The following is a 21817-nucleotide window of genomic DNA, read 5'->3' as shown; positions in this document are numbered from 1 at the left end:
GTCCGCAGTCCAACAGCGCTTTACGAACAGTAACGTCCGGCTTGTTTGGGTCGGAAGTCATCGCCGGGTTTGGCGGCTTCCGACCTCGGCCGATCGAAAATGCGCAGCTACAGAACGCGTTCCAACGCGTCAGCAAATCGCCCGACCGCCGCATCGACATCATGCAGCTTGTCGAGCCCGAACAAGCCGATCCGGAACGTCTTGAAATCCGCCGGCTCATCGCATTGCAACGGCACGCCGGCCGCGATCTGCATGCCGACGTCGACGAATTTCTTGCCGGTCCGGATGTCGTCATCGTCCGTGTAGCTCACGACGACGCCCGGCGCCTCGAAGCCTTCCGCCGCCACGCTCCGGAACCCCTTCTCGGCCAGCAACGCGCGAATCCGCGTGCCGAGCTCGAGTTGTTCCACCCTCACCTTGTCGAAGCCGTATGCTTCCGTTTCCTTGATCACGTCGCGCAGCGTCGCGAGGCTGTCCGTCGGCATCGTCGCGTGGTACGCGAACCCGCCGTTCTCGTACGCTTCCATGATCTGCAGCCACTTGCGCAGATCGCACGCAAAACTGGTGCTGGTCGTCGCGTCGATTCGCTCGCGCGCAAGCGGACTCATCATCACCAGCGCACAGCCAGGCGACGCGCTCCAGCCCTTTTGCGGCGCACTGATCAGCACGTCGACACCGCTCGCCTCCATGTCGACCCAGATCGTCCCGGACGCAATGCAATCGAGCACGAACATGCCGCCGACCGCATGCACGGCGTCGGCCACCGCGCGCAGATACGCGTCGGGCAACATCATCCCTGAGGCGGTTTCGACATGCGGAGCAAAGACCAGATCCGGCTTGTGTTCGCGAATCGCGGCGACGACTTCCTCGATCGGGGCCGGCGCGAACGCCGCCTGCCTGCCCGGCTCGACCGGACGCGCCTTCAACACGATCGACTCGGACGGAATGCGGCCCATGTCGAAAATCTGCGACCAGCGGAAGCTGAACCAGCCGTTGCGGATCACCAGACACTTCTTGTCCGTCGCGAACTGGCGCGCAACGGCTTCCATGCCGAACGTCCCGCTGCCCGGAACGATCGCCACCGCCTTCGCGTTGTAGACCTTCTTCAGCGCCGCGGAAATATCGCGCATGACGCCCTGAAAGCGCTGCGACATGTGATTGATCGACCGGTCGGTGTACACCACCGAATATTCGAGAAGCCCGTCGCGGTCGACATCGGGAAGTAAGCCTGGCACGTTCGCCTCCGGTAAAGGATGAACCATGGGATGAGCGCGAGCGGCATTCGCGTAGTGGATACCGCCGCACCGATGCATTTCTGCGCTTGTACCTGAACGATGATCGATTCTAGCGAAAGCCGTCTGACGTCAGGGGATTTTGGTGTGGCGTATGGCGCACTGCGGCAATCGATCACTTCGGCCATCGCCAGGACGGATCCGACAGATGTTCGGCGAAGTAGTCGGACAGCGCGGCAACCTTCGCGGGCCGTGCGCGCGCGGACGGCGTGACGAAGTAGAGGCCGCCCCGCGTCAACGACCAGTCGGTCAGGATCGCTTCGAGGCGGCCATCGGCCAGATATTCGCCGGCAATGAATTCAGGCAGCTCCGCAATCGCGAGACCGGCGAGCAGCGTCGGCAACAGCGCATCGGCGTTCGTCACGCGCAGCGGACCGTTCGGCATGACCGCCTCCTCGTCACCCGCGTCGTTCGTGAAACGCCACACATCGCTATGCGCCCGATACGCGTACGAGAGACATGGCCGCCCCGCCAGTTCGCGCGGATGCGCGGGCCGTCCTTCGCGCTTCAGGTATGCAGGCGACGCCACCACGTATTGCGTCACCGCACACAACCGCCGGGCCACCAGCGACGAATCCGGCAGCGCGGCGATACGCAATGCGGCATCGAAACCGTCTGCGATCAGGTCGACCGACGCATCCGACAGATGCAGGTCGATCGACACGTCCGGATAGGCACGAAAGAAACCGGGCAGCAGCGGCGCGACCCAGCGCAACCCGAACGACATCGGCACCGCGAGGCGCACCAGCCCGCGCGGCTGCACGGCCATCTCGCGCGCGGCACTTTCCGCTTCTTCGGCATGGCGATACACCTCGCCGGCCTTTTCGCAGATCGTCCGGCCGAACTCGGTGAGCGCCAGTTGACGGGACGTCCGGTTGAAAAGTCGTCCGCCCAAACGGTCTTCCAGACGGGCGACGCCGCGCGAAACGGTCGCCACGGATACGCCCATCGCGCGCGCCGCCGCCGCGAACGATCCTTCCTCGGCGACCTTGGCGAACATCGCGAGCCCTTCGAAGTCAGGCAGCCTGGCCATTTCCCCTCATCTTTTCATTTATGCAACGTTGACTTGCGATCAATTCTATTTCGAAACGAATGGCGCGTCGATATTCTCCTTACATCGCAGCACGCAACACCGAAACGCAGTCACCCACTCACTGAACGAAAGGAGAAACACCATGGCTCGCAAGCTCGACAACAAGATCGCACTCGTCACCGGCGGCACCAGCGGCATCGGCCTCGCCACCGCGCAGCGCTTCGCGGCGGAAGGCGCGCACGTCTACCTGACCGGCCGCCGTCAGGCCGAACTCGATGCCGCGGTCAACGCGATCCGCGAAGGCGGCGGCAACGCGACGGGCGTACGCGTCGACTCCACGAAGCTCGACGAACTCGACGCGCTCTATGCGCAAATCAACGAAGAACACGGGCGCCTCGACGTGCTGTTCGCGAACGCCGGCGGCGGTTCGATGCTGCCGTTCGGCAGCATCACGGAAGAACACTTCGACGACACCTTCAATCGCAACGTGAAAGGCGTGCTGTTCACGGTGCAAAAGGCGTTGCCGCTGCTCGCCGACGGCGCATCGGTGATCCTCACCGGCTCGACGGCCGGCAGCGCGGGCACCGCTGCATTCAGCGTGTATTCGGCTTCGAAGGCAGCGGTGCGCGCGTTTGCTCGCAACTGGATTCTCGATCTGAAGGAGCGCCGCATCCGCGTGAACACGATCAGCCCCGGCGCAACCCGCACGCCGGGCCTGCTCGACCTCGCCGGCCAGGACGCCGCGCAACGGCAAGGTCTCGCCGATTACCTGGCCGCGCAGATTCCGATGGGGCGTCTGGGCGAGCCGGAAGAGATCGCGGGCGCCGCACTGTTCCTCGCGTCGGACGACGCGAGCTTCGTGAACGGCATCGAGCTGTTCGTCGATGGCGGCCAGCAGCAGATCTGAGCGTGGCGCAGGGTGCACGGGGGCGGGGAAACGTATCCCGCTCGCGTCCGAAAGTCCGGTATGTGCATGCACGTGCATCCCCGAACATCGCCAATACTTCGGGATACAGAATGAATATGAAGCGCGGCCGGAAAGTGATGAGAGCGGTCGCGTGACGTGGCGAGGCTTCAGCCGCCCCGGTTGCCTGGGGCGGCTTCCTTGCGCTTCGCCGCCGTACGCGAAAACTGCATCTGATATTCGCTTGGCGACAATCCGGTCTTGCGCTTGAACAGCTGCCGAAAGGTGCTGACGTCGCCGTAACCGACACGCTGACTTACGGCCTCGAGCCCGATCGGCCGCGTCTCCAGCAGACGTTTCGCCACCTCGACCCGCAGATTCTGCAGATACGTCAACGGCGCCAACCCGACCGCTTCCTTGAAACGGCGATTGAGCGTGCGTTCGCTGACTGCCAGCGATGCCGCCAGATCGCTCAGCCGGAACCCTTGCTGCAACGTCGCCTCCATCCGCTGTTGGGCACGCGCGACGAGCGTGTCGGCATGCCCGTGCTCGTCGAGGAGCGTGGCAAAGGAGGCCTGTGAAGTCCGGTTCATGTCGATCAGCAGCGCCTTCGCGGTCATCGCGGCAAGCGCTTCGCCGGCAAATGCCTCCACCAGGCGTACGGCGAGATTCAGATAGGACGTCACGGAGCCGCTCGAGATGATGCCGTCCTGCTCGAGCAGCAGTTCGTGCGCGCGAACTTCGACACGCGGATAGCGACGCGCGAAATCCCCCGCCCTCGCCCAGTGCGTCGTTGCGGCACGGCCATCGAGCAGGCCCGCCTCGGCAAGCAGGTAATTGGCCGTGCAATATGCCGCCAGCATGGCGCCCGCCTTGCGTTGGCGCCGCAGCGCGGAAGTCAGTTCGTTCAACTGTTCGCGGCTGCCGATGAACTCCTCGATATGCGCAAAAAAAGGAGCGGTCAGCAGAACGGCGTCCGCCCGTTTGCGCGGATCGATCCTGCCATCGACCGGAACGACCTGGCCCGACGCCGCCGTGACGGGCTGCCCGTCGAGGGACTCCACACGCCATGTGAACAACGGCGCGGATCGCGCGCCCGGCGCAGCCCTGCGTGCATGGAACTGGTTGGCGGCACTGAAAACATCGACCGGCCCCGCGACGCCGGACGCGAGAATGCCGTCATAGACCCAGATGCGGATGATTGCCATTGGATGTCCGAATTTCCCTGCATAGTGGCGATACTGCCACTTTCCGGCACAGGCGTAAACCGCGACCATGGCGCCATCCGATCAACTGAAAGCAGGAGTTTCGCCATGCCGATGATCGACGCACTGTGGCCTGAACACGCGTTGACGCCCGACACCGAGGCGCGCCTCGTCCGTGAACTGACCGACATTCTCATCCGCTCGGAAGGGTACGATCCCGCCAGCCCGGCGGTTCAGCGGGTGACCGTATTTCATCTGCACCGGCCCGCCGCGATCTATGTCGGCGGCGAACGCACCGAAACGGTACGCTACCGGATCATTCCCTCCGTGCCCGAAGGGCAATACACCGACGAATCGCGTCGGTCGCTCGTCAAACACGTAACGGAAGCGGTGGCGCGCGCGGAGGGCCGGCCCTTCGACGAGGTCGCACCGCGCGTGTGGGTCTTTCCGACCGAGATACCGGACGGCGCATGGGGCACGCGCGGCGCGATCTGGACACTGCCTGACATCCATGCACTTCTGGCGGGCGAATCCGAGCGCGGCGCCGGCGTCGAACGCCTTGCGCGACGACGTCGGGAAAAAGCGCGCATTGCACTCGCGGCAGCGCTCGATGCCGCCAACGCGGGCGCCACGCGTCATTCATGAAAGGAGCGATCGACATGAAATTCAACGACACGGCCGCCGTGATGAAACCCGCCGACGGTCCGCCGCGATGGCTGGCGAACCTCGCCGAAAACGCGACGCTGGAAGCCACCGTCCTGAAGCTCCCGATCGAGGGACGCGCCGATATTCTCAGCGTGATCAAACACGCGGTCTCGCTCTACGAATTCCAGCAGCATGCGTACAAGGGCATGGTCGGCGACGGTCTGTATCTGGAATCCTATCGATCACGGATTCACGGCGTGCCGATCGAGACTGTGGTCGTCGCACACATGAACGAACGGGGCGAAACGGATGCCGTGGTCATCAATCACCGTCCGCTCGGCGCCGCGCTTCTGTTCTCGCAACTGATGCGGGAGCGCGTCGACGAGCGATTCCGTGCGTGCTATCTGTCGGAGCCGGAAGCCGCCGCGCTGAATGCGGCCTCCGTATCGCCGCAATGTTCGGGGCCGCATGATGAAACGCTTCCTGCTTGACCTGACGACAGCTTTCCTGCTGCTCGCTTTTGCTGGAGTTTCCATGGCACAACCCACTCCGATGCCGACCACGCCCACCACGAAGATTCTGGCGGTCGGCACCTTCCCGCCGGGCACGGACATGCAGCGCGTCCAGACCATTCTTCCGACTGAAGTGCGCGAAACGGCGCAGCTGTACCTCGATGGCAAGATCGACCAGTGGTATTCACTGCAGGACCGCGCCGGCGTAGTGTTCATCCTGAACGTGACCGACATGGATCAAGCGCATCGGATGCTGGAAGAACTCCCGCTGGGCAAGGCGCACTTGATGACGTTCTCGCTACTGCCGATAGGCCCATTGAAGCCATTGACCAAGCTTTTGAATCCGCCTTCCCCGTGACAGGAAACGCTGAAATGCGTCGGGCTACGCTGTCCGACCGGATGAAAGAGCAAGTTCGCGGGCCGCGCGACGCCGGTCACATCGGCCCTGGAAAAGAGAACGGCGCACGCTTTTCGGCGCGCGATGGATTTCTGAAACGGCGATGCGCGATTTTCCCGCGCAATTTTCGCCCTGAACGAGAGGCAAGATCATGCTTGAACCCGTAACGAAGGCAACCCTGTTCCCCGCATTAGCCGCGGGCATTCCCGCGTGCTCGATCGTGCCCGCATCGTCGGCGCCTGTGTCGGAGATTACCGTCGGCGACCTGCAGGTCAATGCCGACATCACGCTGCGTCGTATGGTCTACCGCCCCGCGCGTCCGAAAGGCACCGTGCTGTTCCTGCACGGCTTCCCGGAAACGATGCTTGCATGGAAGCCGATTGCGGCGTCATTGTCCGGCGAGTACGAGGTGCATGCGTTCGACTGGCCGGGCTATGGACAATCGTCGCGCCCACCTGCCGATCGCTTTTCCTACGCGCCGAAGGATTATGCCCGCGTGCTGGAAGACTATCTCCGCGTGTCGGGCATCGATCGTTCGACCCTGGTGATCTATGCGACGGATATCGGGGCGTTGCCCGTGCTGCTCGCGGCACTGGAGCATCCGAATATCGCGATGAAAGTCATCGTCGGCGACTTTGCCCCATTCAATCGCCCGCAATATATGTACGAAAGCCTGCAAGCGCTGAAGTCGAAGCCTTCGTCGGACATCGTGCGTGCAGCGATGAACAAGAATCGTGACGAAATTCTCGCCAATACATTCTTTCGCGGCATGTCGGCGGCGGAGCGCTATGCATTGCCCGACGAGTTCAGCGACGATATCGCGAAAGGCTGGGACGGCGATGTCACGGCGGCAGACGCCTTCTTCCATTACTACGCGTGCTTCACGCGAGACCAGGACCATTTCGAAGCCAACATGGCCGATCTGAAAGTCCCCGTGAAGGTGGTGTGGGGTGAACAGGACATCTACATCAAGAAGGAAATGGGCATCGAGTACGCGAACCGTAACGGCGTGGCGCTTTCGATTCTTCCCGGAATCAGCCATTTTCCGCATCTGCAGGCACCCGACCAGACGGTGAACGAAGTTCGGGCGGCGTTCAACGCAGGCGGCAATCGCGGGAGCGACTAGAGCGACCGTTCGTCGCCTGCCATGTCGCTCGCGACGGCGTGGTCGCGGGCACCGACGACGGCACGCCGGACCGTGCGCAGCGCAAAAACGCGCTGAGCCCCCGCAAAACCCGCGATAATCGTGTGTTGAACGTTCGGCTTGCGCGAGCCGGGCGCGGCGTGCGTATGTCCGGTCGCACGCCGCGCCGCACCGCATCGCGTCCGTCCGTGACGACCACCCGATTCCACCCCACGCCCCGATGCCCGAGGATTTCCACTTCCTGTTGCTGCCCGGCTTCTCCGCGCTCGGCTTCATGTCGGCGGTCGAGCCGCTGCGCGTCGCGAACCGTTTTCGCACCGAGCTGTACCGCTGGCACGTGATCAGCGCGGACGGCGCGCCCGTCGCCGCGAGCAACGGCATCCCGGTCGCCGCCGAAGCCGCGTACGCGGACGTCGCGCAGGTCGAGACGGTGTTCGTCGTCGCCGGGTTCGATCCGCTCGTGTGCTACGACCGCGCGCTCGGAGACTGGCTGCGCCGCCAGAACCGGCACGGCGCGACGCTCGGCGGCATCGACACCGGCAGCTTCGTGCTGGCGGAAGCCGGGCTGTTCGATGCATCGCAAACGCTCACGCTGCACTGGGAAGCGCTCGCCGCGTTCCGCGAACGCTACCCGGGCCTGAACGCGACGCAGGAACTGTTCGAGATCGACGACCGGCGCATCACCTGCGCGGGCGGCACCGCGTCGATCGACATGATGCTCGACCTGATCGGCAGGCGGCACGGCGCCGACCTCGCGGCGGCGATCTCCGAGCAGTTCGTCGTCAGCCGCATCCGGCAACGCTCGGACAGCCAGCGGCTCGAGATCGCCGCGCGCTACGGCGTGCACAACCGCAAGCTGATCCAGGTGATCGACACGATGCAGCGGCATATGGAAAGCCCGCTCGGCTCCGACGCGCTCGCGCAGGACGTGTCGATCACGCGGCGCCAGCTCGAACGGCTGTTCAGCGCGACGCTGAACGACACGCCGACACGCTTCTACCTGAACCTGCGCCTCGATCGCGCCCGCGAGCTGCTGCAGCAGACCGACATGAGCATCACGTCGGTGTGCGTCGCATGCGGCTTCGAATCGCCGTCTCATTTCTCGCGCACGTATCGCGCGCGTTTCGGCGTGAGCCCGCGCAGCGACCGCCGCGCGACGCGCTGAGCGGCGCCGCTTTTACGTACAATCCGGCGCGCTATTGCGCGCTTCGGCAGCGTTTCACGTCAATCGATGAACAATGCCGCCGATTGATCGACGGACCGAAGCGGCCTTCGAAAATAAATTGCAATGTCGTCGAAAATATTCTGTAACATACCTCGCAATTAGATAGGCAGCCCTAAGGAGATGAGAGCCCGGGCCTGCGCACGTCGCGCCACGCGGGCTGCCAAACCGCCATCAATGCCGATCCGAGGGGTATGACATGACGATGCTCGCTTCGCCGTCGCCGCACCTGCCTGCCGTTCGCTTCCCCGCCGCCTTTCCGCTCCGATTCTTTTCGACCTGACGCTTAGTTCTCCTCAGTCAGTCGAATCTCCCTGCACCGCTTCGTCGCACCGGTTCCATCGAGCCGGCGCGCGGGCCGTGTCGTGCCTGCTCGCCACGAGCGCGCGGGCGTGTCCAACCGTTGAGATGAGGATCACGTATGCAGACATCACGCAAAGCATTGCCGCTCGCCCTGGGTCTCGCGCTCGGTTTCGGCATCGTCGGCGGCAGCGCGGCCGATACCAAGGTCGCGAATCCGCAGGCGTCGAGCCTGCGCGAAAGCCTGACGCGCGGCGTGGCACCGGCCGCGGCCAAGGCCGATACGGCCGCCGGCCAGTTCCGCGCGGACGGCGTCGCCGTCACGCTGTACAACCCCGCGTATCGCGCGAAGAAGGCTGCCGCCACGCCCGCCGCCACCGCGCGCGATTTCGTCGCATCGCAGGCGACGCAGCTCGGGCTCGATCCGGCCGCGCTCGCGAGCCTCGCGGTCACGTCGGAGCGCGACGACGCCGATTTCACCGTCGTGCGCTTCCAGCAGCAAGCGGCCGGGCTGCCCGTGTACGGCAGCGACATCGCGGTGACGGTCGCGAAGGACGGCCGCATCCTGTACGTCGCGAGCAACACGATCAACGGCGTGGTCGCCACCGCGCGCAAGGCGCAGGCCGTCGACCAGCAGCAGGCGCTCGACCGCGCGCGCGCGTATCTCGGCGTCGGCGGCTTCACGAACCTCGACGCGCAGGTCGTCGCGTTCGTCGACAAGGCCGGCACGCATACCGCATGGAAGGTGCGCGGCCGCCCGCAGGACGGCCCGAAAGGCGACTGGGAACTGCTGATCGACGCGGGCAGCGGCGAAGTGCTGCGCGCCGAGGACAAGGCGTTCTATGCGACCGACGGCACCGGTTTCGTGTTCCGGCCCGATCCGCTTTCGTCGACGAAGAGCAGCTACGGCAGCACGGGCTACAAGGACAACAACGACGCGGACTCCACGCAGCTCACGGCCTCGCGCGTACGCGTGACGCTGAAGGATCTTGCGCAGTCGAATTCACGCTATGTGCTGTCGGGCCCGTATGCGTCGTGCGTCGATTTCGATGCGCCACGCGACAACGCGTGCCCGGCACAGGCGACGCCCGCGTTCGAGTTCACGCGCGGCAACCTGTACTTCGAGGCGGTGAACACGTATTACCACATCGACACGTTCCTTCGTTACGTGAACCAGACGCTCGGCATCAAGGCGATGCCGTACCAGTACACGGGCGGCGTGCAGTACGACCCGCACGGCGAATCGGGCGACGACAACTCGTCGTACTCGTCGAGCAGCGGCCGGCTCACCTTCGGGCAGGGCGGTGTCGACGATGCGGAGGATGCGGACGTCGTGATCCACGAGCTCGGCCACGGCATCCACGACTGGGTGACCAACGGCGGCCTGTCGCAGCAGGAAGGCCTGTCGGAGGGCACGGGCGACTATCTCGCCGCCGCGTACAGCCGCGACTTCAACCAATGGAGCCCGTCGGACGCGCAGTATCACTGGGTCTACAACTGGGACGGCCACAACGAATACTGGGGCGGCCGCGTGACGAACTGGAACGTCGGTCGCACCTACGCGCAGGCACGCGGCGCGGAGATCCACACGGCCGGCCAGTACTGGGCGTCGTGCAACCTCGTCGCGCGCGACGCGATCGGCGCGCAGGCGATGGACAAGGCGTTCCTGAAGGGGCTGTCGATGACCAACAGCTCGACGAACCAGAAGGCCGCCGCGCAAGCGGTGCTGACGGCCGCCGCCGCGCTCGGCTACAGCAGCGCGCAGCTCACGGCGATCGGCAACGCGTACAACAAGAGCTGCACGTACGGCGTGACCGTGCCGCAGAAGTCGTAATTCCGCGGCAGGCGGGGTGGCGTCGCACGACCTGCGGCGCGCCCTCTTCCTCGACATCGCCATCCTCACGAGATCGAACATGCCTACTCTGACATTGACCCGCCTGAGCGCCGCGCTGGGCGGCATGCTGCTGACCGCCGCCGCGCACGCGACGCCGGTGTGGATCACGCTCGGCGACACCGCTTTCCGCCAGCTTCAACGCATCGATGCGAGCGCGACCGCGCAGTACAGCACGACGGTCGACGCCGGCAAGACGGCCGACGGCGCCGCCCGCCGCGAAACCGTGCACGTCGTCGAGATCGACGATGCGCGGCTCGGCGAACTCGCCCACGCGGTACACCATGCGCGCGGCCACGGGCCCGGCTACATCGTGCACGACTCGTTCGACGACGCACGCCATGCGTTGCAGCCGATACCCGCGACGCTCGCGAAACAGGCGGCCGCGACTGCTTACACTGTATCGAACGCGCCGCAGATCAAGACCTGGATCCAGCAACTGCAGGCCAGTAACATCGTCGGCACGATCACGTCGATGTCCGGCTTCACGAACCGCTACTACACGACATCGCACGGCGTCGCCGCATCGGACTGGCTCGCGCTGCAGTGGAAGCAACTGGCCGGCTCGCGCGCCGACATCGCCGTCGAACAGTTCGCGCATACGGGCTTCCCGCAGAAGTCCGTCATCCTGACGATCCGCGGCAGCGATCCCGCCGCGGGCACGGTCGTGCTGGGTGGCCACCTTGATTCGACGGTCGGCCGCACGACGGAAAACACGCGCTCGCCCGGCGCCGACGACGATGCGTCCGGCATTGCCAGTCTCACCGAAGCACTGCGTGTGCTGCTCGCGAACGGCTACCGGCCGAAGCGGACGATCAAGTTCGTCGGCTACGCGGCCGAGGAAGCCGGTCTGCTCGGATCGAAGGCGATCGCCAAGCAGTTCCGCACGCAGAATGCGAACGTGGTCGGCGTGCTGCAGCTCGACATGACGAACTACAAGGGCGATCCGAAAGACATCTACCTGATCACCGACTATACGAACGCCGCGCAGAACACCTATCTGACGAATCTGGCGAAGACCTACCTGCCGGAACTCGCGATCGGCACGTCGCAGTGCGGGTATGCCTGTTCGGATCACGCGTCGTGGAATGCGCAGGGCTATCCGGCGTCGTTCCCGTTCGAGGCCGACCAGAACGACAGTCCGTATATCCATACCGTGAACGACACGCTGGAGAATTCGGATCGGCAGGCGAACCATGCGCTGAAGTTCGGCAAGCTGGCGCTCGCGTATGCCGTCGATCTCGGCGGTGACGGCACTGCGACCGTCAAGCACTGACGGGGCCGCGGTCGCTCAACGCCTCGCCGAACGGGCGCGCGTCATACGCGCCCGTTCGAGTCCGATTTCCCGTTCCGGATAGAATCGTCGTTCGATCACTTCCGCGACACGGTGCACCTCCATGACCGACTTCTCCCGCTCCGCCGACGATCTCTCGCCCGAGCGCGTCACGACCGCGTTCGACCTGCCCGGCCACACGACCGTCCGCTCGCTCGGCGTCGCGCAGGGCATCATCGTGCGTTCGCGCTCGATCGTCGGCTCGTTCGGTGCCTCGCTGCAGACCATTTTCGGCGGCAACATCACGCTCTATACGTCGCTGTGCGAGAAGGCGCGGCAGCAAGCGTTCGACAAGATGCTCGCCGACGCGCGCAAGCTCGGTGCGAACGCGATCGTCGCGATGCGCTACGACTCGACCGATATCGGGTCGGGCATCACGGAAGTCATCTGCTACGGCACGGCCGTGCGCGTGACGCAGGACGCCTGACGCGCGTCATACGTCGCGTTCGAGCGACTTCATGTTGGTCAGCTGAGGAAACAGCTTCATCCACGCCAGCGCGACGGCGATCGTCGCCGCGCCGCCGACGACGATCGCGGCCGGCGCGCCCCACCACGCCGCCGTCACGCCCGATTCGAATTCGCCGAGCTGATTCGACGTGCCGATGAACAACGAGTTGACCGCGCTCACGCGGCCAAGCATGTCGTCGGGCGTACGCAGCTGCACGAGCGACAGGCGCACGACGACGCTCACCACGTCCGACGCCCCCAACGCCGCCAGCGCGACGAGCGACACCGCGAAATGCCTCGACAGCCCGAATACGATCGTTGCGATGCCGAACGCGATCACGCCGCCGAACATCGCGCGGCCCGGCCGCCCCTTCAGCGGAAAACGCGTGAGCCACAGCGTGCCCGCGAGCGCGCCGACCGCGGGCGCCGCGCGCAACGCGCCGAGCCCCCACGGCCCGACCTGCAGGATGTCGCGTGCGTAGATCGGCAGCAGCGCGGTCGCGCCGCCGAACAGCACGGCGAACAGGTCGAGCGACAGCGCGCCGAGGATCGCCGGTTCGCGCCGGATGAACGCGATACCGGAAAACACCGAACGCAGCGTGACCGGTTCGCGCGCGGGGGGCGCACTGCGCAGCGGAATCGTGCCGCTCAGCACCGCCGCGATCGCGAACGCGACGACGCTCGTGCCGAACGCGGCGGGCGCGCCGACGCCATACAGCAGCCCGCCGAACGCCGGCCCGAGAATCTGCGCGGCCTGGTTCGCGGACGTCGACAGCGCGGTCGCGCGCGGCAGGTCGCCGCGCGGCACGACGGCGGGCAGCAGCGACGACACCGACGGCGATTCGAACGCGCGCGCGGTGCCGACGATCGCCGCGAGCGCATACACGCCCGGCGCGGTGAGCCCCCCTGTCGCGGCGCCGAGCAGGAACACGCCGGCGGCCAGCGCCTCGACGCTCTGGCAGATCGTCGCGATGCGTCGGCGATCGTAACGGTCGGCCACCTGCCCGACGACGAGCGTCAGCGCGAACATCGGCACGAACTGCGCGAGCCCGACGAGCCCGAGCGCGAACGCGCTGTGCGTGAGCGCATAGACGTACCAGCCGATCGCGACCGACAGGATCTGGAACGCGAGCGACGACATCACGCGCGTGCCCCAGAAGCGCTGGAACGGTGCGTGGCGGAACAGGTTGGCGGGTAACGGCGACGGCGAACGGGATTCGGGTAACGGGGCGGTCATCGGAGGGATGTGCGGGAGCGGGCGATCGGCGAGACGCAGGGCGCGTCAAACCGCGATGATATCGCCAACCGCCGAAACCGCGTCTCGCGCGCGTCCGTCATGCGCGGCAGCCCACCTTACAAAAAAAAAGCGCGAACCGCGGTTCGCGCCAAAGAGAGACCTCGCTGAAGACGTCGAATGAACTACCCTGCCCCCGCTCAGAACGAATGCCGCATCCCGATCCGCACGTCGGCCTGCGTCTGCGTCGTCGACGGCGTGAAGCTGTAGCCGATCACCGCATCGACACCCTGCGAAGCACGCAGGTAGTCGCCGGAGATGTACACGTCGGTGCGCTTCGACAGCAGGTAGTGCAGGCCGGCCGTGCCCTGGTTCCAGTGGTGACCTTCGAAGCGCGTGTGCTGGTAGCCCGCGATGAAGCTCAGCGCCGGCGTGAACTGGTACAAGCCGCCGCCTTCGTAGACCTGCATGTGCGACGACTGGCCGAAGCCCTTGATCGTCGTGTACGAGAAGTTCGCGTCGAGCGACAGCTTGCCGATCGTGTAGCTCGTGCCGATGCCGAACGTGCCTTGGCTGTCGACGTCCATCGCGGTGTTCGCGAACAGGTCGGTGCGCGCGCCGGTCGCCGGATCGACGGTCACGGTCTGCTGGCCGAGGAACGTATGCGTGCCGATCATCGCGTACGGGTCGAACGCGTAGATGCCGTTCGGGTTGTTCAGGCGCGTGTAAGCGGCGCCGATCGAGAAGTCGCCTTTCGTGTAGCTTGCGCCCGCGCTCCATGCGCTGTTGCGATGGAAGTTGCCGGCGACGTTGCCGAACGAGTACATCGCGCCGAACTTGAAGCCACTCAGGTCGTTCGACAGGAACTTGACCGAGTTCGGCAGGCGGTCGCCGTTGAAGCGGTCGAAGTCGCCCTGGTGGATCGCGTAGCCGCTGCCCCATGCCGAGATGTTGTAGATCGACACGAGCTCGTTGGTGATGTCCAGCTGGTTGCCGAACGACAGCGTGCCCCAGTCGTTCTGGAGACCGACATAAGCCTGCCGCCCGAACTCCGCCCCGCCGAAGCCGAGCTGCCCGTTGCCGAGGTGGAAGCCGCTCTCGAGCGCGAACACGGCCTTCAGGCCGCCGCCGAGATCTTCCGTGCCTTTCAGGCCGAAGCGGTTCCCGTACGAGACGCCGTCATCGAACTTGACCACGTGCGAACCGCCCGTGTTGTTCACGTACGTAATGCCCGCATCGAGAATCCCGTACAGCGTCACGCTGCTCTGCGCGTGGCCGATGGCGGGAATACAGGCCGCGCATGCCAGCGCGGCGGCTACGGCAACTTTCTTTTGCTTCATTGTCGACCACCCTCCCTGAACCCTTCGATGGAAAGAACCGTGGCCTGGCGCGCGCAGCAATACGCCGGCTGATTCGAATTCGGTACGTCCGCTGGCTTCGGCATTTCGTTTTCCGCAATAACGGAGCCATTGGCGAAAAATACAAACCCATATTTCAGGCCACCCGTCTGAAGGCGACACTAAATGGTCTTGATGCGACGGTTCGGGAAAACACGGAGACGGGCGGCACGGCAAAAACCGGCCGCCCGGAGGCTGGTCAGCGGGCGTCGAGCGCCGCGCGCACGGCCGGCAGGGCCGGCGTGCCGGATGCGGTCGTGACGCCGTCCAGCCAGCCCTCGACGAGCGCCGGGTCGGCCTTCAGCACGTGCTGCGCCGCGAGCGCGGGCGACGTCTTGTTGTCGAGCATGTCGGCGATCATCCGGTTCTCGACGTCCACGGAGAACGTCATCTGCCGGAACAGCCGCGCCAGGTTCGCGCACTGGCCGGCAAAGCCCGGGCGCGTCACCGTGTTGACGGTCGCGCCGCCATAGTTCGGGCCGAAATACGCGTCGCCGCCCGACAGGTAGGTCAGGTGGAACTTGGTGTTCATCAGGTGCGGCTCCCACGCGAGAAAGACGATCCAGCGCTTGTCCCGCACCGCGCGCTCGACCTGCGTGAGCATCCCCGTCTCGCTCGATTCGACGAGCGACCAGTTCGCGGACCCGAGCACATGGTCGGACAGCATCCGCTTGATGTTCTGGTTCGCGGGCGCGCCGGGCTCGATCCCGTAGATCTTGCCGCCGAAGCGGTCCGCGTAGCGCGCGAGATCGGCGAACGTGTGCACGCCCGCGGCCGCGACGTAGTCGGGCACGGCCAGCGTGAACTTCGCGCCGCTCAAGTTCGCGTGCAGCACGTCGATCGACTTCTCGTCGACGAACGGCTTCACGAGCGGCGCCTGCGCGGGCATCCAGTTGCCGAGGAACACGTCGACCTGCCCTTTCTTCAAGCCCTGGTACGTGATCGGCACCGACAGGTTCGCGACGTCCTGCCGGTAGCCCAGCGCCTTCAGCACGACGCCGGCCATCGCGTTCGTCGCGTCGATGTCGGTCCAGCCGGGCGCCGCCATCTTCACGTCGCGACACGTCTGCGGATCGGCGGCGTGCGCGGACTGCATCGCCGCCACGCACGCGGCCGCGGCGAGCGCCGTGCCGAGCCTCCGGATTGCTGCATTGCATTGTCGTTTCATGATTCGCTTCCTCCGTCGTTCGTCAATGACCGCGATGCGGTACGTTCAGCGCCCGACGCGCGGAAAGCGCGCCATCGCTTCGAGCGTGTCGAGTTCGATGTGATTGCGCATGTAGCGCTGGCTCGCATCGGTGAACGGCTGCCAGTCCCATGCCTGGATGCGGCCCTGCGTCGTCGCCGCGTAATGGAAGCGGCGGCGCCGCTGGCTCGCGCGCACCTGGGCGTCGAGTTCCGGCAGGTTCCAGCGCCGCGCGGCCTCCGTTCGGAATGCGGCGAGCACGTCGGCGGCTTCGGGCAGGCCGGCCAGGTTCGTGCGCTCGCGCGGATCGTCGGCGAGGTTGTAGAGCTGGTCGGGGTCGGCCGGGCAATGCACGTACTTCCAGTCGCCGCGGCGGATCATCACGACCGGCGCGACCGCCCCTTCCGCGAGGTATTCGCCCAGCGCGACGTCGTGCGCCGGCGCGCCCCGCAGATGCGGCACGAGGCTCGCGCCGTCGACCGGGTCGGGCCAGCCGCCGGCCAGCGCCGCACCGGCCAGGTCGACGAGCGTCGGCAGCAGGTCGACGTGAGACACGGGCCCGCACACGCGCGCGGCGTCGAAGCGGCCCGGCGCGTGGACGATCAGCGGCACGCGGCAGCCGCCCTCGAAGAACGTCATCTTGTACCAGAGTCCGCGCTCGCCGAGCATGTCGCCGTGGTCGGACGTGACGATCACGATCGTGTCGTCGGCGAACCCGCATTGCTCGAGCGCGGCCAGCACGCTGCCGAATTGCGCGTCGACGTAGGACGTCGCGCCATAGTAGGCGCGGCGCGCGGCGCGAATCTGCGCGTCGGTCGGCGGCGTGCGATCGTTTTCGCAGACGAAGCGCAGCCGCTGCGAATGCGGATCGCTTTCGGCCGCATCGAGCCGCACGGCCGGCATGTCGATCTCGTCGTCGCTGTACAGATCCCAGTATTCGCGCGTGATCGCGTACGGATCGTGCGGATGCGTCAGCGACACGACCATGCAGAACGGCCGCTCGTCATGCCCGGCCGCACGCTCGCGCGCGACGTCGTACAGCTTCTGCTTCGCCGCGAACGTGACCTCGTCGTCGAAGTCGAGCTGGTTCGTGCGCACGCACGGGCCGGCCTCGAGCACCGAACTCATGTTGTGATACCAGCTCGGCCGCTCGGTCGGGCGATCCCAGTCGGGAACCCAGCCGAAGTCGGCGGGATAGATGTCGGTCGTCAGCCGTTCCTCGAAGCCGTGCAGCTGGTCGGGGCCGCAGAAATGCATCTTGCCGGACAGCATCGTGCGGTAGCCGCCCGCGCGCAGGTAATGCGCGAAGGTCAGCGTTTGCGCCGGCAATTCGGCGGCGTTATCGTAGGCGCCGATACCCGACGGCAGCTTGCCGGTCAGCAGCGAGAAACGCGATGGCGCGCACAGCGGGCTCGCGCAATACGCGGCATCGAACACCACGCCTTGCGCGGCGAGCCGGTCGAGCGTCGGCGTGCGTGCGACGCGGTTGCCGTAGGCCGGCAACGCGAACGGCGTCAACTGGTCGGCCATCAGGATCAGGATGTTGGGAGTCGGGTTCGTCATCGGCGGTCGTGGGGAAATCGGTGTTCGAACGGAACGGTGCGACGCTTGTGCAGCGGCGCGGCCAGCACGGCGGACGCAGCCTGAAGAAAGTGCCGCGCGCACCGGCCGCGACTGGCTAGAATCGCGGAAGAACCGGCACGGTGCCGTGCCGTCCGAAGCACTATCCCCCGCCCGAATTCGCGCGGGAAGGTGTCCGGCCCTTATGGGGCCATTAGAGAGACTTATGTCGAAATCCGAACCGTTACCGTCGATGCAGGCGCTGCGCGCGTTCGAATCGGCCGCCCGTCTCCAGAGCTTCACGGCCGCCGCGCGCGAGCTCGGCTCGACGCAGCCGGCCGTGAGCCAGCAGGTGTTCCAGCTCGAGGCGGAACTCGGCGTGCCGCTGTTCGAGCGCAGTCCGCGCGGCGTCACGCTGACGAGCGACGGCCAGTGCCTGTACGAAGCCGTGCGGGTGAGCCTCGACACGCTGCGCGGCGCCACCGCGACGCTGCGCGCGCGCCGCGAGCATGGCGCGCTCACGATCGTCACGGATTTCGGTTTCGCGACCTACTGGCTGATGCCGCGCCTCGCGGGCCTGAAACGCGTGATGCCGGATGTCGACGTGCGGGTCGTCACGTCACAGGATTACGACGCGCAGCGCGACCACGCCGACATCGCGATCCTGTTCGGCGACGGCCACTGGCCGTCGTGCACCGCCGCGCGGCTCTTTCCGGAATCCGTCACGCCGGTCTGCTCGCCCGCGTTCCGCGCCGCGCATCCGCACGTCGCCCGGCCCGACCATCTGCATGCGCTGCCGCTGCTGCACGTGCAGCCGACGCGCCCCGAACGCTGGCTGTCGTGGGCCGGATGGTTCGACGCGCATGGCCTCGATGCGCCGGCCGCCGCGCGCGGCGTGACCTTCAACAGCTATGCGCTCGTGATCCATGCCGCGCTGCTCGGTGAGGGCGTCGCCCTCGGCTGGTCGCCGCTCGTCGACGAGCTCGTCGCGTCCGGGCAGCTCGTGAAGCTCGTCGACGCGCCCGTCGTCACGTCGCGCGGCTACTTCCTCGTGCGTCCGCCGCAGCGCCCCGAGCCCGACGCGACCCACGTGTTCCGGCGCTGGCTGCTGGATGCGTGCGCGCCTGCGTGAACGGTCGTCCGGCGTCCAGCGGATATTCTCTTGACGCCGGCTGGGTTGGCGATGACCGCCCCGCTTGACGCCCGCCGCCCGCCCCGCACGCAGCCGCGCGCCCGCGCTGGCGCGCCGATACCAGCCACACGGCGGGTTGGTTCTATCCGCGCCAGAAACGTCCTGATTTACTTGAGTCTCCCGCTACCCGCGTAGCCTGGCGCCCCGGCGCGCCGCCGCGCGGGTTCGCGCTCCATGACTCCGAGGAATCTCATGACCGCCGACTCACGCCCCGATCAATTCGTCCTGACGCTGTCGTGCCCGAGCGCGGCCGGCCAGGTCGCCGCCGTCGTCGGCTTTCTCGAGCGCCATCGCTGCTATGTCGATGCGCTGAACGTGTTCGACGACGATCTCAGCAACCGCTTCTTCGTGCGCTGCGTGTTTCATCCGACGGATGAGACGCTGCAGATCGACGCGTTGCGTCAGGAGTTCGGGCCGATCGCGACCGAGCTCGGCGGCGGCGGCGAAGGCGACACGCAATGGGCGATCCACGACGTGAACGCACGCCCGAAAGTGCTGATCATGGTGTCGAAGCTCGAGCACTGCCTCGCCGACCTGCTGTTCCGCTGGCGGATGGGCGAGCTGAAGATGGACATCGTCGGCATCGTGTCGAACCATCCGGATTTCGAACCGCTCGCCGTGCAGCACGGGCTGCCGTTCCGCCACTTCCCGATCACGGCCGACACCAAGGCGCAGCAGGAAGCGCAGTGGCTCGACTTCTTCGAATCGAGCGGCGCCGAACTCGTGATCCTCGCGCGCTACATGCAGGTGCTGTCGCAGGAAACCAGCGCGAAGCTCGCGAACCGCGCGATCAACATCCATCACTCGTTCCTGCCCGGCTTCAAGGGCGCGAAGCCGTATCACCAGGCGCACGCGCGCGGCGTGAAGCTGATCGGCGCGACCGCGCACTTCGTGACCGACGATCTCGACGAAGGTCCGATCATCGAGCAGGTGGTCGAGCGCGTCGATCACGCACTGCGTCCGGAACAACTGCTCGCGGTGGGCCGCGACGTCGAATGCATCACGCTTGCACGCGCGGTGAAGGCGTTCATCGAGCGCCGCGTGTTCCTGAACGGCGACCGGACGGTGGTGTTTCCGTAAGCGCATCCGTTCGGCGAGCCGCCAACAAAAAACCCGACCGGCAGCAGCCGGTCGGGTTTTTTATCGCCTGGCGTTCGATGCTTCGCGCGACGGCCCCGGGTGCGGTGCCCGGGTTCGTCGCGCGAAGTGCGTGCCGCAATCAGGGGCTTACTTCACCCACGCGAAGTAGTACGACAGCCAGATCGTGAGCGCCGCGCCGATCAGCGCCGCATACGGCATCAGGTTCAGCCACATCGCGCGCTTCGGCACCTCGAGCTCCATGTCGCGCTGCATCTGCGCGGGGAAACGGCCGCGATCCTGCCAATAGTGGCGATAGAGAAACACCGGCACGATCAGCAGCATTGCGATCAGCCCGTTGCGCAGCGTGCCTTCGCCCTGCAGGTTCGCGCCCGCGCCGACATAGACGAGGTTCGCGTAGCCGCAGATCGAGCCGGCGACGAGCAGCCAGGTCGGGCAGCGGAATGGCCGATCCCAGTCGCCGCGATCCATCCGGTGGATCCAGCCCGACTGAAGGTTCAGGAATACGAACAGCATGTAGCAGACGTTCGAGATCGACAGCACCGTCATGTAATCCGACATCATCAGCAACACGAGGTTGAAGCCGAGATCGGTCCACATCGCGCGCGTGGGCGAGCCGTGCTCGTTCACGTGCGACAGGTACTTCGGCAGCCAGCCGTCGACCGATGCCTGGTACAACGTGCGCGACGAGCCCATCATCGACGTCATCACGATCAGCAGGATCGATAGCATCAGCATCACGACGACCGCATTCGCGACCCATGCGCCGCCGCCGACGATCTTCGCCATCGCGGCCGCGACGCCGGTGCCGTCGCCGATCGACGGATCGAGCATCGCCTGCGTGCCGAGCGCGCCCTGGAACGCCATCGGCACGAGCGTCATCACGACGAGACACAGCGCGCCCGACCAGAAGATCGCCTTCGCGGTGTCGCGACGCGGATCGCGGAATTCACGCGTATAGCAGACGGCCGTCTCGAAGCCGTACGACGCCCAGCCGGCCATGAACATCGCGCCGAGCGCCATCGTGACGCCCTGCCCGTTCCACGAACCGAAGGTCGCGGTCGTGAAGTTGCCTTGAGCATCGTGACCGAGCGGCAGCAGCGGGAGCAGGTTCGACATCGGCACGTCGCCGGTGACGAACGGCACGATGCCGACGATCAGGAGCGGCGTGAGCGACGCGATGCCGAGAATGCGCTGCGTGCGTGCCGCCTTCGACACGCCGCTGTGCTGCAGTTTGAACGTGATGAGAAGCAGAATCGTCGCGATGATGAATGTCGCGTTGATTCGCAGCGAAAGCCCCGGCTTGATGAAGCCGAGATCCGCAACCTTGAACTGCCAGTGCAGCACCGCCGCATCGGCGGGAAAGAGACTCGTCAGCGCATAGCTCGCCGCGAGGCCGCAGCCGAGCGCGAGCATCGGCGACCACGCGAGCCAGTTGCACCACACGGAAACCGGGGCAATCAGCTTGCTGTATCGGACCCAGCCGATCGCGCCATACACCGACGCGCCGCCCGATTTATGAGGAAATAGCCCCGATATTTCCGCATAAGTCGCGCTTTGAATCAGCCCCATCGTGATCGCGGCGATCCAGATCGCCCACGCGGGCTGGCCGATCGTCGCGCATACGCCGCCGATCGTGAACAGCACGCCTGCCGGCACACCGCTCGTCACCCAGAATGCGTCTTTCCAAGTCAGGCCACGATGCAGCGTGTGGCCCGTCGAATCATGTGAGATGTCTGCCTCAACATCACTGGTGCGATTAGCACGCAGTCCTGCCTGACTCATCCAATTCCTCCTCTCGATCAGAGTGAGCGCTTCAGCGCTT

At 65.9% G+C, this 21817-nt stretch carries 19 protein-coding genes; 11 read left to right on the top strand and 8 right to left on the bottom strand.

Annotated features, from left to right (window positions below; all coding sequences use genetic code 11):
* Positions 1–107: 107 nt before the first annotated feature.
* The gene (locus WS46_RS24620; RefSeq protein ID WP_059692189.1) at positions 108–1235 is read right to left on the bottom strand and encodes an aminotransferase class V-fold PLP-dependent enzyme; all 1128 of its coding nucleotides are present in this window, start codon (positions 1233–1235) and stop codon (positions 108–110) included.
* 172 nt (positions 1236–1407) lie between these two features.
* On the bottom strand, positions 1408–2325 hold the full coding sequence (locus WS46_RS24615) for a LysR family transcriptional regulator (protein WP_059692046.1): 918 nt from the start codon (positions 2323–2325) through the stop codon (positions 1408–1410).
* A gap of 142 nt (positions 2326–2467) precedes the next feature.
* Here WS46_RS24615 and WS46_RS24610 point away from each other — a divergent pair, with 142 nt between their 5' ends.
* On the top strand, positions 2468–3232 hold the full coding sequence (locus WS46_RS24610; protein WP_059692045.1) for an SDR family NAD(P)-dependent oxidoreductase: 765 nt from the start codon (positions 2468–2470) through the stop codon (positions 3230–3232).
* A gap of 167 nt (positions 3233–3399) precedes the next feature.
* Here the strand turns inward: WS46_RS24610 and WS46_RS24605 are convergent, their stop codons facing one another.
* Complete coding sequence (locus WS46_RS24605) at positions 3400–4437, bottom strand: GlxA family transcriptional regulator (protein ID WP_059692044.1); 1038 nt, start codon at positions 4435–4437, stop codon at positions 3400–3402.
* A 105-nt stretch (positions 4438–4542) separates the two neighbouring features.
* On the opposite strand from WS46_RS24605, the gene WS46_RS24600 reads away from it, so the two are divergent.
* From WS46_RS24600 to WS46_RS24560, 8 genes are all read left to right on the top strand, one after another.
* On the top strand, positions 4543–5079 hold the full coding sequence (locus WS46_RS24600) for a tautomerase family protein (RefSeq protein ID WP_059692043.1): 537 nt from the start codon (positions 4543–4545) through the stop codon (positions 5077–5079).
* Positions 5080–5120: 41 nt separating this feature from the next.
* The gene (locus tag WS46_RS24595) at positions 5121–5570 is read left to right on the top strand and encodes a hypothetical protein (protein WP_257130051.1); all 450 of its coding nucleotides are present in this window, start codon (positions 5121–5123) and stop codon (positions 5568–5570) included.
* The gene (locus WS46_RS24590) at positions 5551–5949 is read left to right on the top strand and encodes a muconolactone Delta-isomerase family protein (RefSeq protein ID WP_257130050.1); all 399 of its coding nucleotides are present in this window, start codon (positions 5551–5553) and stop codon (positions 5947–5949) included. The genes WS46_RS24595 and WS46_RS24590 overlap by 20 nt, the downstream gene beginning before the upstream one ends.
* A 190-nt stretch (positions 5950–6139) precedes the next feature.
* Complete coding sequence (locus WS46_RS24585; protein ID WP_059692041.1) at positions 6140–7114, top strand: alpha/beta fold hydrolase; 975 nt, start codon at positions 6140–6142, stop codon at positions 7112–7114.
* Between the two features lie 238 nt (positions 7115–7352).
* Complete coding sequence (locus WS46_RS24575) at positions 7353–8297, top strand: GlxA family transcriptional regulator (protein ID WP_059534215.1); 945 nt, start codon at positions 7353–7355, stop codon at positions 8295–8297.
* A 478-nt stretch (positions 8298–8775) separates the two neighbouring features.
* On the top strand, positions 8776–10488 hold the full coding sequence (locus WS46_RS24570) for a M36 family metallopeptidase (RefSeq protein WP_059692039.1): 1713 nt from the start codon (positions 8776–8778) through the stop codon (positions 10486–10488).
* Positions 10489–10567: 79 nt separating this feature from the next.
* Complete coding sequence (locus tag WS46_RS24565) at positions 10568–11821, top strand: M20/M25/M40 family metallo-hydrolase (protein WP_059692187.1); 1254 nt, start codon at positions 10568–10570, stop codon at positions 11819–11821.
* Positions 11822–11942: 121 nt separating this feature from the next.
* Positions 11943–12305, top strand: a complete 363-nt coding sequence (locus WS46_RS24560) for a YbjQ family protein (RefSeq protein WP_059692038.1) — start codon at positions 11943–11945, stop codon at positions 12303–12305.
* A 6-nt stretch (positions 12306–12311) separates the two neighbouring features.
* Here the strand turns inward: WS46_RS24560 and WS46_RS24555 are convergent, their stop codons facing one another.
* The 4 genes from WS46_RS24555 to betC all read right to left on the bottom strand — a co-directional run bounded on the left by WS46_RS24555 (position 12312) and on the right by betC (position 17705).
* Positions 12312–13562 (bottom strand): MFS transporter, encoded by a 1251-nt coding sequence (locus tag WS46_RS24555; protein ID WP_059692037.1) that lies wholly within the window; start codon positions 13560–13562, stop codon positions 12312–12314.
* Between the two features lie 197 nt (positions 13563–13759).
* Complete coding sequence (locus WS46_RS24550; RefSeq protein WP_059534205.1) at positions 13760–14899, bottom strand: porin; 1140 nt, start codon at positions 14897–14899, stop codon at positions 13760–13762.
* A 256-nt stretch (positions 14900–15155) separates the two neighbouring features.
* On the bottom strand, positions 15156–16124 hold the full coding sequence (gene choX / locus WS46_RS24545) for a choline ABC transporter substrate-binding protein (protein ID WP_059692036.1): 969 nt from the start codon (positions 16122–16124) through the stop codon (positions 15156–15158).
* A 45-nt stretch (positions 16125–16169) separates the two neighbouring features.
* Complete coding sequence (gene betC / locus WS46_RS24540) at positions 16170–17705, bottom strand: choline-sulfatase (RefSeq protein ID WP_059692035.1); 1536 nt, start codon at positions 17703–17705, stop codon at positions 16170–16172.
* A 202-nt stretch (positions 17706–17907) separates the two neighbouring features.
* Here betC and WS46_RS24535 point away from each other — a divergent pair, with 202 nt between their 5' ends.
* Both WS46_RS24535 and purU read left to right on the top strand, forming a co-directional pair.
* Complete coding sequence (locus tag WS46_RS24535; RefSeq protein ID WP_082725391.1) at positions 17908–18834, top strand: LysR family transcriptional regulator; 927 nt, start codon at positions 17908–17910, stop codon at positions 18832–18834.
* A 252-nt stretch (positions 18835–19086) separates the two neighbouring features.
* A complete protein-coding gene (gene purU / locus WS46_RS24530; RefSeq protein WP_059534197.1) occupies positions 19087–19974 on the top strand; it encodes a formyltetrahydrofolate deformylase in 888 nt (295 codons plus the stop codon).
* A gap of 147 nt (positions 19975–20121) precedes the next feature.
* Here purU and WS46_RS24525 read toward each other — a convergent pair whose 3' ends face one another.
* A complete protein-coding gene (locus WS46_RS24525) occupies positions 20122–21777 on the bottom strand; it encodes an APC family permease (protein WP_059692034.1) in 1656 nt (551 codons plus the stop codon).
* Positions 21778–21817 lie beyond the last annotated feature (40 nt).

The sequence above is a fragment of the Burkholderia sp. RF4-BP95 genome (assembly GCF_001521985.1).
In the GTDB taxonomy this organism is placed as follows: domain Bacteria; phylum Pseudomonadota; class Gammaproteobacteria; order Burkholderiales; family Burkholderiaceae; genus Burkholderia; species Burkholderia diffusa.
Note: the sequence above shows the minus strand (reverse complement) of the source record. Positions and strands in the feature narration are given on the sequence as shown.